This window comes from Oleisolibacter albus (assembly GCF_003336875.1).
GTDB classification, from domain to species: Bacteria; Pseudomonadota; Alphaproteobacteria; order Azospirillales; family Azospirillaceae; genus Niveispirillum; species Niveispirillum album.
On sequence record NZ_QGNJ01000006.1, the window covers coordinates 275,828 to 290,068 of the forward strand.

14 protein-coding genes are annotated in these 14,241 nt (G+C 69.7%); 3 read left to right on the forward strand and 11 right to left on the reverse strand.

The window, feature by feature from the left end; genetic code table 11:
- Positions 1 to 10: 10 nt before the first annotated feature.
- Positions 11 to 1,273: a M16 family metallopeptidase gene (locus DK368_RS10835; RefSeq protein WP_114393959.1), complete on the reverse strand. Its 1,263-nt coding sequence runs from the start codon at positions 1,271 to 1,273 to the stop codon at positions 11 to 13.
- Positions 1,270 to 2,679 carry a threonine synthase gene (gene thrC, locus DK368_RS10840; protein ID WP_114393960.1) on the reverse strand — a complete coding sequence of 470 codons (1,410 nt, stop codon included), beginning with the start codon at positions 2,677 to 2,679 and terminating at the stop codon, positions 1,270 to 1,272. Before thrC ends, DK368_RS10835 begins: the two co-directional genes overlap by 4 nt.
- Positions 2,680 to 2,948: 269 nt before the next feature.
- On the opposite strand from thrC, the gene DK368_RS10845 reads away from it, so the two are divergent.
- Both DK368_RS10845 and DK368_RS10850 read left to right on the forward strand, forming a co-directional pair.
- Positions 2,949 to 3,497, forward strand: a complete 549-nt coding sequence (locus tag DK368_RS10845) for a hypothetical protein (protein ID WP_114393961.1) — start codon at positions 2,949 to 2,951, stop codon at positions 3,495 to 3,497.
- Positions 3,497 to 4,030: a hypothetical protein gene (locus DK368_RS10850; RefSeq protein WP_114393962.1), complete on the forward strand. Its 534-nt coding sequence runs from the start codon at positions 3,497 to 3,499 to the stop codon at positions 4,028 to 4,030. The genes DK368_RS10845 and DK368_RS10850 overlap by 1 nt, the downstream gene beginning before the upstream one ends.
- A 7-nt stretch (positions 4,031 to 4,037) precedes the next feature.
- On the opposite strand, the gene DK368_RS10855 is transcribed toward DK368_RS10850, so the two are convergent.
- Positions 4,038 to 4,709: an O-methyltransferase gene (locus DK368_RS10855; RefSeq protein ID WP_114393963.1), complete on the reverse strand. Its 672-nt coding sequence runs from the start codon at positions 4,707 to 4,709 to the stop codon at positions 4,038 to 4,040.
- Positions 4,710 to 4,790: 81 nt separating this feature from the next.
- Here DK368_RS10855 and DK368_RS10860 point away from each other — a divergent pair, with 81 nt between their 5' ends.
- A complete protein-coding gene (locus DK368_RS10860) occupies positions 4,791 to 5,723 on the forward strand; it encodes a LysR family transcriptional regulator (protein WP_240002440.1) in 933 nt (310 codons plus the stop codon).
- On the opposite strand, the gene DK368_RS10865 is transcribed toward DK368_RS10860, so the two are convergent.
- The 8 genes from DK368_RS10865 to ctaD form a co-directional block, all read right to left on the reverse strand.
- The gene (locus DK368_RS10865) at positions 5,705 to 7,207 is read right to left on the reverse strand and encodes a carboxypeptidase M32 (protein ID WP_114393964.1); all 1,503 of its coding nucleotides are present in this window, start codon (positions 7,205 to 7,207) and stop codon (positions 5,705 to 5,707) included. The genes DK368_RS10860 and DK368_RS10865 overlap by 19 nt on opposite strands.
- 42 nt (positions 7,208 to 7,249) lie before the next feature.
- A complete protein-coding gene (locus DK368_RS10870; RefSeq protein WP_114393965.1) occupies positions 7,250 to 8,740 on the reverse strand; it encodes a carboxypeptidase M32 in 1,491 nt (496 codons plus the stop codon).
- A gap of 24 nt (positions 8,741 to 8,764) precedes the next feature.
- Positions 8,765 to 9,505 carry an SURF1 family protein gene (locus DK368_RS10875; RefSeq protein WP_114393966.1) on the reverse strand — a complete coding sequence of 247 codons (741 nt, stop codon included), beginning with the start codon at positions 9,503 to 9,505 and terminating at the stop codon, positions 8,765 to 8,767.
- A 232-nt stretch (positions 9,506 to 9,737) separates the two neighbouring features.
- On the reverse strand, positions 9,738 to 10,610 hold the full coding sequence (locus DK368_RS10880; RefSeq protein ID WP_114393967.1) for a cytochrome c oxidase subunit 3: 873 nt from the start codon (positions 10,608 to 10,610) through the stop codon (positions 9,738 to 9,740).
- A gap of 80 nt (positions 10,611 to 10,690) precedes the next feature.
- A complete protein-coding gene (locus DK368_RS10885) occupies positions 10,691 to 11,395 on the reverse strand; it encodes a cytochrome c oxidase assembly protein (RefSeq protein ID WP_114393968.1) in 705 nt (234 codons plus the stop codon).
- Positions 11,392 to 11,535 carry a hypothetical protein gene (locus tag DK368_RS21750; protein ID WP_193552280.1) on the reverse strand — a complete coding sequence of 48 codons (144 nt, stop codon included), beginning with the start codon at positions 11,533 to 11,535 and terminating at the stop codon, positions 11,392 to 11,394. Before DK368_RS21750 ends, DK368_RS10885 begins: the two co-directional genes overlap by 4 nt.
- Positions 11,536 to 11,548: 13 nt before the next feature.
- Positions 11,549 to 12,460: a heme o synthase gene (gene cyoE, locus DK368_RS10890; RefSeq protein ID WP_114393969.1), complete on the reverse strand. Its 912-nt coding sequence runs from the start codon at positions 12,458 to 12,460 to the stop codon at positions 11,549 to 11,551.
- A gap of 176 nt (positions 12,461 to 12,636) precedes the next feature.
- Entirely contained in the window at positions 12,637 to 14,241 is a 1,605-nt protein-coding gene (gene ctaD, locus DK368_RS10895) for a cytochrome c oxidase subunit I (RefSeq protein WP_114393970.1), read from the reverse strand.

The window sequence follows — 14,241 nt, forward strand, 5'->3', positions numbered from 1 at the left end:
GCCTCCCCCCTCAGGCCAGCCGCGCCGCGACGCGGTCATAGGCCTCCAGCCCGGCCAGCGGACCCAGGGCCGTCAGCGTCGGGCGGCTGCCGAAGATGCGGCCGGCCACCCGCTTCACCGCCGCCGCATCCACGGCATCGATGCGGGCGATCACCTCGGATGTGGGGATGACGCGGCCATAGACCAGCAACTGGCCGCCCAGCTGCTCGGCCCGGTTGGTGGTGCTTTCCAGGCTCATCAGCTGGCTGGCCTTCAGCTGGGCGCGGGCGCGGGCCACTTCCTCCTCGCCCAGGGTGGCGGTCAGCTTCGTCACCTCGTCGCAGATCACCGGCACCAGCTCGCCCACCCGCTCCGGCCCCGTGCCGGCATAGATGCCGAAGACGCCGCTGTCCGCCAGGGTCCAGGTGAAGCTGTGAACGCCATAGACCAGGCCGCGCTTCTCCCGCACCTCCTGGAACAGGCGCGACGACATGCCGCCGCCCAGCAGGGTCGACAGCACCGAGGCCGTGTACAGGTCCGGATCGTGGCTGCCGACCCCATCGAAGCCCAGGATGACATGGGTCTGCTCCAGGTCCCGCTCCTCGCGGAAGTCGCCGCCGCAGTAGCGGGCCTGCTCGGCCCGTGCCCCGTCGCCGGCCGGCAGATCGGTGAACAGGCGCAGCGCCAGCTCCACCAGCTGCTCATGCTCCACATTGCCGGCGGCGGACACCACCATGTTGGCCGGGACATAGCGTCCGGCCACATAGTCGGTCAGGGCCGGACGCGGCAGCGCCCCCACCACCTCGGCCGTGCCCAGGATGGGCCGGCCCAGCGGCTGGCCGCGGAAGGCGGTGGCCAGGAAATGGTCATAGACGATGTCGTCCGGCGTATCCTCAGCCTGGCCGATCTCCTGCAGGATGACCTGGCGTTCCTTCTCCAGCTCGCCGGCATCGAACAGGGAATGCTGCACCATGTCCGCCAGCACGCCCAGCGCCAGCGGCAGGTCCTCCTTCAGGACCTTGGCGTAATAGGTGGTGTGCTCACGGCCGGTATAGGCGTTGAGATGGCCGCCCACATCCTCGATCTCGGCGCTGATGCGGAAGGCGTCGCGGGTCGGCGTGCCCTTGAACAGCATGTGCTCGACCATGTGGGCCACGCCGTTGGCGGCATCGGGCTCGTGCCGGCTGCCGACGCCGATCCAGAGGCCGACGGTGACCGTGGCCACATGGGGCATGGGATCGGTGGCGACGCGCAGGCCGTTGGGCAGGGTGGTGACGCGGATACCGGACTTCATGCCTGGGCTCCGGTGACGCGCGACCGGGTACGGACGAACTCTTTCAACACAGACAGATCATTGGGCAGCACGGACAGGCGCTCCTCGCGCTCGAACAGGTCGGACAGATGACGCGGCAGGCCGGGGCGCACCCCGGTGGCACGCTCCACCGCGTCGGGGAATTTGGCCGGGTGGGCGCAGGCCAGCGCCACCACGGGAATGGACGGGTCCAGGGACGAGGCCCGGGCCGCATGCACGGCGACGGCGGTATGCGGATCAAGCATGTAGCCCGATTCCGCCCAGGTGGAAGTCATGGTGGCCAGCGTCTCCTCCTCGCCGCAGCGCCGGCCCTCGAACAGGGCCAGCGCCCGCCGCAGCTGACCCTGGCTGACGGCAAAGCGGCCCTGGGCACGGAACTCGTCCATGCTGGCGGCCACGGCGGCACCGTCCCGGTCCATCAGGTCGAACAGCAGCCGCTCGAAATTGCTGGAGATCTGGATATCCATGCTGGGGCTGATGGTGGGCACCACCCCGGCCGCCTGCATGGTGCCGCTGGCGAAGAAGCGGGCCAGGATATCGTTGCTGTTGGTCCCGACGATCAGCCGGGCCACCGGCACGCCCATGGCGCGGGCGGCATAGGCCGCATAGACATTGCCGAAATTGCCGGTGGGCACGGCGAAGGCCACCTCCCGGTCCGGGGCCCCCAGCGCCACGGCCGCGGCCACGTAATAGACGATCTGGGCCATGATCCGGGCCCAGTTGATGGAGTTCACTGCCGACAGCCGCAGCGCATCGCGGTAGGGCTGGTCGTTGAACAGGGCCTTCACCGCGTCCTGGCAGTCGTCGAAGGTACCCTGCAGCGCCACATTGTGCACATTGGGCGACAGCACCGTCGTCATCTGCCGGCGCTGCACCGGGCTGGTGCGGCCCTGGGGATGCAGGATGACGATGTCCACCCGCTCCCGGTCGCGGCAGGCTTCGATGGCGGCGGAACCGGTATCGCCCGACGTGGCTCCCACCACCGTCACCCGCTGGTCGCGCCGGCTCAGCACATGGTCGAACAGCCGGCCCAGCAGTTGCAGCGCCACATCCTTGAAGGCCAGTGTCGGCCCGTGGAACAGCTCGCACACCCACAGGCGCTGGTCCAGCTGCACCAGCGGCGTCACGGCGCGGTGGGCGAAGCCGGCATAGGCGTCCCGCACCAGGGCGCGGAACCGGTCCTCGGCGATGGTGCCGCCCAGGAAGGGCAGCATGACCCGCACCGCCACCTCGTCATAGGGCAGGCCGCGCATGGCCCGCAGCGCATCGGGGCCGAAATGCGGCCAGGCCGCCGGAACATACAGGCCGCCATCGCGGGCCAGTCCCGTCAGCAGCACATCATCGAAGGCAAGATCGGGGGCCTGTCCCCGCGTGCTGACGTACCTCACCCGCTCCTCCTGGGCAATCCCGCGCCGGGCCTGCGGCCGGTACCCTAGCGAGCCGGCACCGGCTCGCGCAAGCGCCCCGGCCCGCTTGGCAGGCCCCGCTGCGGACAAGTCTCCCATGTGGCGCCTCCCCGTGACAGCGCGGCATCCCCGCCACCCGATCTGCGTCCGAAGCGGGCCGAGACCATATCGTCCCAGGAAAGCGCAACATTCCACCGGGCCATGCGCAATGATAGGATGGCACCCGCCGGAGTGAGCGAGCGGACGGTCCGATGCACGCGCTGATGCTGGGCAGCCTTTTTGCAGCGGCGGCCTACCTCTTCACCCTGCTGGTCGGGAAGCTGGTGCAGTCCTCGGTCGAGGGCCGGCCGGAGATCCGGCGGGCACAGGCCATGATGCCCGTGCTGGCGCGGCTGGAAGGACGGTTCGAGCTGCGGGTCAGCGAACGCCGCTCGACGCTGGCCGCGCGCCAGGGCGAGCTGGGCGAGGAACGACGACAGCGCTTCACCCTGGAGAAGATGCTGGCCGATGCCCGGCGCGAGGCCGAGGCGCCGTTGCGCCTGGTCGGCAGCGCGGCGGACGGGCCGCACCGTTTCCGCGCCTGGCTGATCAACCGGCAGGTCCAACATGCCCTGGCGGAGAACAAGCGCCATCCCTCCCTGGACGGCGAATGGGCCCAGCCGCAGCCGGTGGAAGCCTGGGCCAACAATCTCCAAGACGCCCGGCAGGCCATCCAGCGGCTCTACCCGCCGCCCCTGGGCTTCACCCTGCTGACCATCCGGCTGGAACAGGCGGATGACGCCCTGCCGGGGGAGGGCTGATGCCGTCGACCCTGGCCATCGCGCTGCTCTCGGTCGTGGCCGCGGCCGCCCTGGCCGCGGACGGATCGCTGCGCCGCGTGCGCCGGGCCCAGGCGCGTTACCGCACCCTGACCCTGAAGCAGAAGGCCCATCTGGAGCGACTGCGCCGTCTGGCCCGGGACTCGCTGCTGCTGCTGCGGGAACAGCGGGAGGTGGAACAATCCCTGCGCGACCTGCGCCGCGACATCCGGGATCTCCAGGCCGAGATGCGTTCGGTCATGCGGCGCGAAAACCGGCTGGTGGTGCTGGACGAGCGCTGTATTCCCGGCGATCAGCCCTGGGCTGTCAGCATCCAGGCGCCGGACCAGCCCGGCGCGCCATGGGACGGGGTACGCCAGTTCCGCGTCTGGGGCCTGGACGCCGAGGCCGCCCAGGCCCGGGCCCTGCGACGCTATCCGACGGCGGAAGGCTTCACCATCCTCAGCACCACGCCGCTGACGGCCGCCCAGGCCAGCCCCGCGCCCGACCCTGCCCCCATCCGCGCCGCCGGCTGACACGGGATCAGCATCTCCCCGCCGCATCCCGGAGCGAGAGTTCCAGCCCGTCATGCAGCGGCAGCATGGTCGAGACATAGCCGTTGGCCGGATTGCGCACATGGGCCAGATAGGGGGCCATCTTCTCCGGCAGAAGGGTCAGATTGTCGGCCACCACCAGGGCACCGGGGGACAAGGCCGGCTCCAGTTGCCGCAGCAGCGACAGGTACAGGGTCTTCCACCCGTCCAGCCACAGCAGGTCGATGCCGTCGATCCCGGCCAATGTCTCCCGCGCGTCGCCCTGGCGCACCTCCACCAGATGCTCGAGTCCGGCCTCGGCCAGATGGCGGCGGGCCGCCGCCACCTTGCCGGGTTCCATCTCGCCGCTGATCAGCCACCCGCTGCCATTGTCACGCAGGGCGGCCGCGATATGCAGGGCCGCCAGCCCGAAGGAGGTGCCGAACTCCACCACCAGGGTGGGACGGCGCAGCCGCACCAGCTGATACAGCAGGCGCCCCACCTCCGGCGCAACGGCCAGGAAGGCCTTATCCAGCGCGGGGGCCAGCACGGCATCATCGGTAATCCCGCGCTGGCGGGCATCAGCAATGATCGCGGGCATAATGGCGCCATCGCGGGCGGCAGCGGCGGCATAGAGGCGCTCCAGCAGCGCGCGGAAGCGGGGCATATGCAGGGTGGACATGGGGGAAACTCCGTTGTCTTGACGCGCCCCATCCTCCCGCCTAGCCTCGATTGCGGAAATTGAGATGATCGGTATCTTTGTTTGCGTAATCTGCAACTGATCGACCTCGGCCTGCTGACCGCCCTCGACCTGCTGATCGAGACGGAGAGCGTGACCATGGCCGCCGAACGGCTGGGCCGCAGCGTGCCGGCCATGAGCCGGACCCTGGCCAGGCTGCGTCTGGCTATCGGCGATCCGCTGCTGGTCCGGGCCGGCCGCGGGCTGGTGGCAACGCCGCGCGCCCTGGCCCTGAAGCCACGGGTGGCCGCCCTGGTGGCCGAGGCCCGCGCTGTGCTGACGCCGGACAGCTTCAGCCCGGCCCGGCTCGACCGGCGTTTCACCCTGCGGGCGAGCGAGGATCTGGCGGCGGTGCTGGCTCCCCCCCTGCTGGAGCGCATCGCAGCCCAGGCCCCCGGTGTCCGCCTGTGCCTGCTGCCCGAAGGCGAGGAGCAGAGCGACGCGCTGCGCGACGGCCGCATCGATCTGGACATCGGCGCCCGCGGAGACGATTGGGCTCCGGAAATCGTGACCCGGACCGTGCTGCACCTGCCACTGGTCGGATTTGCCCGCCCGGGGCATCCCCGGCTGCCCGCGCTGACGCAGATGGAGGTGTTCGCTGCCGCCGGCCATGTGGCAGCCACGCGGCGCGGCGTGGCCGAGGGTCCCATCGATAGGGCCCTGGCCGCCCACGGGCTGGCCCGTCAGGTGCTGCTGACCGTCCCCAGCGCCACGGCGGCCCTGGCCGTGGTCGCCCGTTCCGATCTGGTGACTGCCGCCCCGGCCCTGTTGGCAACGCAGCTGTCCCTGGACGTGGCCGCCTTTCCCCTGCCCGTCCCGACCCCGCCCATGACCCTGGCCATCAGCTGGCATCCCCGGGTCAGCGCCGACCCGGCCCACAGCTGGCTGCGCGGCGAGGTCGCCGCGGCACTGGCCGATCTGGCCGCATCGGCAAGCGGTCAGTCTGCGCCAAGATAGCGGCGGCGCAGATGCCCCATATAGATATCGGCGTCCAGCGGCGAGCCCGTGGCCCGCGTCAGCAGGGTGTCGGTGTCGTGGAGACTGCCCCAGCCATGGACCGACCGGCGCAACCAGCCCACCAGCGGGCTGAAATCGCCGCGGGACAAGGCCGGCTCCAGGTCCGGCTGCACCCGGCGGGCGGCATCGAACAGCTGGGCCGCCGTCATGGCGCCCAACGTGTAGGTGGGGAAATAGCCCCATAGGCCGCAGGACCAGTGGATGTCCTGCAGGCAGCCCTGGCGGTCGTCCGGCGGCACCACGCCCACCAGCCGGTCCATGCCCTCGGCCCAGGCGCCCGGAAGGTCGGCCACATCGAGATCGCCGCCGATCATGGCCCGTTCCAGCCGGTAGCGCAGGATGACATGGGCGGGATAGGTCACCTCGTCGGCATCGACCCGGATCAGGCTGCGCTCGACCCGGGTATAGAGCCGGTACAGATTGTCGGTCTCCCAGGCCGGACCGGTTCCGCCGAAAGCCTGCCGCAGCAGCGGCGCCAGCCAGGTCAGGACGGCGCGGGACCGGCCCGCCTGCATCTCGATCAGCAGGCTCTGGCTCTCATGCAGGCTCATGGAGCGGGCGGCCCCCACGGGCTGGGCCAGCCAGTCGCGCGGCCTGCCCTGCTCATAGAGGGCGTGCCCGCTCTCGTGCAGCACGCCCATCAGGGCGCGGGTGGCGTCCGCCTCGTCATAGCGGGTGGTGATGCGCACATCATCGGTGGCGCCGCCGCAGAAGGGATGCAGGCTGACATCCAGCCGGCCGCGGCTGAAATCGAAACCGACCGCCCGCATCAGCGCCAGCCCCAGCTGGCGCTGCGTCTCCACCGGAAAGGGGCCGGGCAGCGGCAGAACGGCCGGCTGTGCCGCCTGATGGGCCAGCACTGCCGCCGTGAAATCGGGCAGGAAGGTGCCCAGCCTGTCGAACAGGCCGTCGATGCGGGCAGCGCGTCCGCCGGGCTCGTACTCGTCCAGCAGCGCGTCATAGGGATCGACACCCAGCGCCGCCGCCTTGACCGCGGCGATCTCGCGCTGGCGCTCCACCACCGTGCGCAGGGCCGGCAGCAGGGCGGCGAAGTCATTGTCGGCCCGGGCCGTCCGCCAGATCATTTCGGCTGCGGAAACAGCGCGGGAACTGGCCTCGACCAGAGCGGGCGGCACGGCAGCGGCATGGACCCAGTGCCGCCGCATCTCGCGCAGATTGGCCTGCCGCCAATCGTCACCACCACCGCCGGCAAGCTCCGCCTCCGCCGCGGCCAGCAGATCCGGCATGTCGGGGGCCGTCACCGCCTCGTGGGCCAGCACCCGCAGCGTGGCAAGCTGACCGGCCCGGCCATCGGCCGCCCCGTCGGGCATGGTGGTCTGGCTGTCCCAGTCCAGGATGCCGATGGCATCGTTCAGCGCCGTCTGCCGGGCGAAGCGGCGTTCCAGGGTGGTGTAGGCGGACACGGATCGTCTCCCGCGGGGGCGGCCTTGCGGCCGATCGTAGGCTCAGGCCAGATAGCGCGTCTCAAGGTGCCGCTGGAACAGGCCGGCGTCCAGTGGCGTGCCGGTGGCCTGCAGCAGCAGATCGCGGCTGGAGCGGAAGCGGCCCCAGCGGTGGACATGGGCACGCAGCCAATCCACCAGCGGGCCGAAGTCGCCGCGGGCCAGATCGTCCTCCAGACCGGGCAGGCCGCGGCGGGCGGCGTCGAACAGCTGCGCCGCCATCATCGCCCCCAGCGTGTAGGTGGGGAAATAGCCCCACAGGCCGCAGGACCAGTGCACATCCTGCAGGCAGCCGCGCGCCAGATCGGGCGGCGTCACCCCCAGCAGGTCGCGGAATCCCTGGTTCCAGGCATCGGGCAGATCGGCCAGATCCAGCCGCCCCTCGATCATGGCCTGTTCCAGCCGCCAGCGCAGGATGACATGGGCGGGATAGGTCACCTCGTCGGCATCCACCCGGATGAAGCTGCGCTCGACCCGGCGGAAGCGGCGCTTGAGATTGTCGGCCGTCCAGGCCGGGCCGGAGCGGCCATAGGCCTGGGCCAGCAGCGGGGCCAGCCACTCCAGAAAACGGGGATGCCGCCCCACCTGCATGTCGAAGGTCAGGCTCTGGCTCTCATGCACGGCCAGGCCGCGGGCGCGGCCCACCGGCTGCGCCGCCCAGTCCGCCGGCCGGCCCAGCTCGTACAGGGCATGGCCCGTCTCATGCAGGCTGGATTTCAGTGACTTGAACCAGTCGGCCTCGTCGAAGCGGCTGGTGATGCGCACATCGCCGGTGGCGCCGCCGCAGAAGGCGTGCAGCGTCGGGTCGATGCGGCCGTGGTAGCCCAGGCGCCGGGCGATCGACAGGGCCAGTTCCTGCTGCGCCGCCACCGGGAAGGTCCCGTCCATGGGCAGCGGGGCCGGCTCGGCGTCCTGCCGGGCCTCGACCCGCTGCAGGAAGCCCGGCAGCCAGGCGGCATAGGCGTCGAACAGCGGACCGAACTCGGTCCCGCGGCTGCCCGGCTCGAACTCGTCATGCAGGGCGTCATAGGCGCCGCAGCCCAGCACCGCCGCCCGGCGCTGCCCGACCTCGCGCTTGATCGCCAGCACGGCCTGGAGCGACGGTTGCAGCAGGGCGAAATCATTGTTGCGCCTGGCCTCGCGCCAGACCAGCTCGCAGTGGCTGACGGCGCGGGCCTCGGCCTCGACCAGATCCCCCGGCAGGGCGCTGGCCAGATCATGCTCGCGCCGCATCTCCCGCAGATTGACCTGCTGCCAGTCGCTGAGATCCCCCTGGGCCGTCGCCTCGGCCTCGGCCAGCAGCGCGCCGACCACGGGATCGACCAGCAACCCATGCACCGTATGCTCCAGCGCCGCCAGCTGCTCGGCGCGGGACGGGCCGGCCGTGTCCGGCATCATGGTGCGGCTGTCCCAGGTCAGGATGCCCATGGCCCCCTGCAAGGCCGACCGGCGGGCGAAGCGGGCTTCCAGGCGGCGGTAGGCGGGGCTGCTCATGGGGCGGCTCTCATGACGGCGGGATCAGGCGGGATCGCGGCGGAGGCTGAAGGCGATGTAGACCCCGATCAGGGTCGCCGCCAGCCCGTACCAGGTCAGGGCATAGGACAGATGGTCGTTCTTGATCTGCACCACGGTGCGCCCCCCCACCGGCAGCCCGCCGGGATTGGGCGCCGGACCGGCCTGCAGGATCACCGGCTGCACCGCGCCGACCCCGGCCGCCGCGGCCATGGCCGGCAGATCGTACCAGAACCAGAAGCGGTCCCCCGGCCGGTTGTCCGGCTGCATCCAGGACCGGCCCTGGGGCAGGCGGGCGATACCCGCCACCGTGACCGGACCCGCCACCTGCCCCTCGGCCCGGCTGGCCGGGTCCTGCCGTTCGGCGGGAACCCATCCGCGCTCCACCAGCACGATGCCGCCGCCATCGGCCCGCTGCAGCGGCGTCAGCACATGCACGCCCATGCGTGCCAGCCCGTCCGGGCCGGCCATGGTGCGGGGTCCCAGGACCTGTTCCCTGTCGTGCAGGAAGGTGCCGGTGACCGTGGCCGGGCGGTAATCCCAGGCCGCGGGATCGGCGACGGTGGCAGGCAGCGGCTCGGGAGCGCTGTGGATGCGGGCCTCGATGCGCGTGATCAGCGCCGTCTTCCAGTCCAGGCGCCGCATCTGCCAGGTGCCCAGCCCGACCAGGACCGTCAGGGCCAGCAGCGTCGCCAGGCTCGATCCCAGGGTGGGGCGGAAACGCCGGCGGCCGGCGGGCGCATTCATGACACCACTCCCGGCGGGACCGGATGCAACGGCGGCAGGCAGGCGGGGGGCGACGTCATCCAGGACCGGGCGGGGTGGGACAGCGGAGAACGGAAGGCGGAGGACACGGGCCTGACGGCACGATGCCCCAGACTGACGTCCAACCATGGCCGAAAAACGGCAGCCCGAAAACAGACGGGCCGAAGCCGGCAGGCGGTCTGTCCGCCCGCCGGCTCCGGCCGCGCCCCGGGGATCAATGGCCGGCGGTCGTCCAGGCGCCGCCGCCACCCCACCAGTAGATGGAGACGAACAGGAACAGCCAGACCACATCGACGAAGTGCCAGTACCAGGCCGCCGCCTCGAAGCCGAAATGGCTCTGCGGGGTGAAATGGCCCTTGGCCGTGCGGACAAGGCAGACCGCCAGGAAGATGGTGCCCACCAGCACATGGAAGCCATGGAAGCCCGTGGCCATGTAGAAGGCCGAGGAATAGACGTTCTGGTTAAAGGCGAAGGCGGCGTGGTGGTACTCGTAGGCCTGGAAGCCACTGAAGATCACGCCCAGCAGCACGGTGATGGCCAGCGCCCGCACGGCCTGCTTGGTGTCGCCATCCAGGATGGCATGATGAGCCCAGGTCACGGTGGTGCCCGACAGCAGCAGGATCACCGTCATCATGAAGGGCAGATCGAACGGGTTGACCGGGATGATGCCCTTGGGCGGCCAGACGCCGCCGGTGGCGGCCAGGCGGTCCACCTGGATCGGCTCGTTGTAGAACAGGCTGGCGTCGAAGAAGGCCCAGAAGAAGGCGGCGAAGAACATCACCTCCGAGGCGATGAACAGGGACATGCCGTAGCGCAGCCCGATCTTCACCACCGGGGAATGGGCCTTCTGGACCACCGACTCCTTCACCACGTCGCGCCACCAGCCGACCATGCAGCCCAGGATGGCAACGAAGCCGGCAGCCAGCAGGTACCAGCCCATGTCGTGCATGTACATCACGGCCCCGGTAGCCAGCAGGCCGGCCGAGAACGAGCTCAGCAGGGGCCAGGGGCTGGGATCGACCAGATGATAGGGCTGCTTGATCCCCTCCGTGGGACCGCCGCCGGTATGGGCCTGAACCTCTGCCATCTCTTTTCCCCTCGCAAATCGCGTGTGACGTCTTTTTTCTTGGGTTGGTTCCGGCGCGCCGGGCCGGTCCGCTCAGCTGCTCAGTTCGGCCGCCCCGTACCCGGGCGTCCATCCAGATGCGCGGCCTGGGCCGATGCATCCGTGCCGGCCCCAGCCACAGGCCGGACCGGCACGGCCAGCGCCGCCGTCTGGTCCGGGGCCATGAAGAAGGTGTAGGACAGGGTGATGGTCTTCACGTCGGCCATCTTGGCATCGTCGTCCAGCGACGGATCGACGAAGAAATAGACCGGCATGTCCACGGACTGGCCCGGTTCCAGCCGCTGCTCGGTGAAGCAGAAGCACTGGATCTTGCTGAAATACAGGCCGGCCTTGTCCGGGGTGACGTTATAGGCGGCGTTGCCGACGATGGGCTTGTCCGACAGGTTGGTGGCATGGAACACCGTGGTCGCCGGCTGGCCCAGCTTCACGCTCATCGATGGCACCGCCGGCCGGAAGGCCCAGGGCAGCCCCTGATTGACATCGGCGTTGAACCGCACCTCCACAGTGCGCTCCAGCACCCGCTCGGACACGGCGCTGGCCACCTGGGTGGTGCCGCCGAAGCCGGTGACCTTGCAGAACAGGCTGTAGAGCGGCACGGCGGCGAAGGACAGCCCGACCATGCCGGCCACGACACCGCCCAGCACCAGGGCAAGGCGGGCGTTGCGGCGACCGCCGCCCTGCCCGTCCGTGCCGGTCCCGGCAGGGGTTCCGGTGGGGGACCCGGTCAGCCGGTCCGGACCCGTCATGGCAGGGCTCCGCCGCTCATGCGGACCATGGCCACCACATAGATCAGGGCGACCAGGAACAGCAGCACCGCCAGCACGGCCAGATTCTTACCGCGCCGGCGCCGGTGCATGTCCGTATCGATCGGGTGTTCCGGGGACATGGGGCGGGTTCCTTCAGACGGCCAGATGCTCGCCGATCAGCACGGCGAACAGCAGGAACAGGTAGAGGATGGAAAAGCCGAACATCTGTTTGGCCGGCTTGTCGTCACGGCTGCGCAGCACGCGCAGGGCGCAGAGTACGAACAGCGCCCCCAGCAGGGCCGCCGTCAGCAGATAGACCGGCCCGCCGATCCCCAGCGCCACCGGCGCCAGGGCCAGCGGCAGCAGCAGCAGCGTATAGACCAGCATCTGCCGCTTGGTCTCCTCGGCCCCGGCCACCACCGGCAGCATGGGCACCCCGGCCTTCTGGTAGTCGCCGCTGCGGAACAGGGCCAGCGCCCAGAAATGCGGCGGCGTCCAGAAGAAGATCAGCGCGAACAGGACGATGCTGCCCAGGCTGACATCGCCGGTCACCGCGGCCCAGCCGATCATGGGCGGGAAGGCGCCGGCGGCACCGCCGATGACGATGTTCTGCGGCGTCCGCCGCTTCAGCCACATGGTATAGATGAAGACATAGAAACCGTTGGCCAGCGCCAGCAGGCCCGCCGCCACCCAGTTGACCGCCAGCCCCATCAGCAGCACGGCGCCGATGGACAGGACGATGCCGAAGGACAGCGCCTCGTCCGGATTGACCCGGCCACGCACGATGGGGCGGTTGCGGGTCCGCTCCATCAGCGCGTCGATATCGCGGTCGTACCACATGTTGATGGCACCGGCGGCACCGGCGGCCACGGCGATGCAGAGCACGGCCACGGCGGCCAGCACGGGATGCAGGTGGCCCGGCGCCACCACCAGCCCGGCCAGGCCGGAGAACACCACCAGCGACATCACCCGCGGCTTCAGCAGGGCCACATAATCCCGCACCGTGGCGTCCCACACCGTGGCGGTGTCGCCCGTCAGGGCCGTATTCAGCGTGGCATCGGTCATTCCCGGTGTCTCTCATCCCCTGGATCGGTTCCCCGCCCCGGCCGGTTCAGCGGCTTCTGGGGGCTTCTGGGGTACTCTTTCACGGCGGGCTTCACGGCTGGCCTTCACGCCTGGAAGGCGGGGACCGGCCGCAGCCGGCCCCCTGTCTGACCGCCGTCCGCCCCTGGGCGCGGGCCTCACTTGATGCGCGGCAGGGTCTCGAACTGGTGGAAGGGCGGCGGGCTGGACAGCGTCCATTCCAGCGTCGTTCCCCCGGTGTGCCAGTAATCCCCCTCGACCCGACGTCCGGCGATCAGCGTGTAGATGGCCATGACGCAGAAGAAGAGGGTGGAGGCGAAGGCGATGTAGCCGCCGTAGGAGGAGATCATGTTCCAGTGGGCATAGGCGTCGGTGTAGTCCGGCATGCGGCGCGGCATGCCCGCCAGACCCAGGAAATGCTGGGGGAAGAACAGCATGTTGACGCCGACGAAGGTGGTCCAGAAGTGCAGATGCCCCGCCCAGGCCGGATGCTGGCGCCCGCTGATCTTGCCGATCCAGTAGTAATAGCCGGCAAAGATGGCGAAGACGGCGCCCAGGCTCAGCACATAATGGAAGTGCGCCACCACGTAGTAGGTGTCGTGCAGCACGATATCCATGCCGCCGTTGGACAGCACCACGCCGGTCACGCCGCCCAGCGTGAACAGGAAGATGAAGCCGATGGCCCAGACCATGGGCACGCGGAACTCGATGGAGCCGCCCCACATGGTGGCGATCCAGCTGAAGATCTTCACGCCCGTGGGCACGGCGATGATCATGGTCGCCGCGGTGAAATAGGCCTTGGTGTCCACATCCAGACCCACCGTGAACATATGGTGGGCCCAGACGATGAAGCCGACCACGCCGATGGCCACCATGGCGTAGGCCATGCCGAGATAGCCGAACACCGGCTTGTGGCTGAAGGTGGAGACGATGTGGCTGATGATGCCGAAGGCCGGCAGGATCATGATGTAGACTTCGGGGTGGCCGAAGAACCAGAACAGGTGCTGGAACAGCACCGGGTCGCCGCCGCCGGCCGGATCGAAGAAGTGCGTGCCGAAATTGCGGTCGGTCAGCAGCATGGTGATGGCGCCGCCCAGGACCGGCACCGACAGCAGCAGCAGGAAGGCTGTCACCAGCATGGCCCAGGCGAACAGCGGCATCTTGTGCAGCGTCATGCCGGGGGCGCGCATGTTGAAGATGGTGGTGATGAAGTTCACCGCGCCCAGGATCGAGCTGGCGCCGGCCAGGTGCAGGGCGAAGATGGCCATGTCCACCGACGGACCGCTATGGCCCAGCGCGCTGGACAACGGCGGATAGACGGTCCAGCCGGTGCCGGCGCCGGTGCCGACGAAAGCGGAGCCCAGCAGCAGCAGGAAGGCCGGCACGATCAGCCAGAAGCTGATGTTGTTCAGGCGCGGGAAGGCCATGTCCGGCGCGCCGATCATCAGCGGCACGAACCAGTTGCCGAAGCCGCCGATCAGCGCCGGCATGACCACGAAGAACACCATGATCAGCCCATGGGCCGTGATCAGCACGTTCCACTGCTGGCCTGGGTCGGCTGACAGGGCGTTCATGATCTGGATGCCCGGCTCCTGCAGCTCCATGCGCATGACCACGGAGAACAGGCCGCCGATCAGGCCGGCGATGACCGAGAAGAAGAAGTAGAGCGTCCCGATGTCTTTATGGTTGGTCGAAAACAGCCACCGCTTCACGAAGCCCGGCTTGTGATCGTGGGCGGCGTGCGCCCCGCTGACAGCACCCAT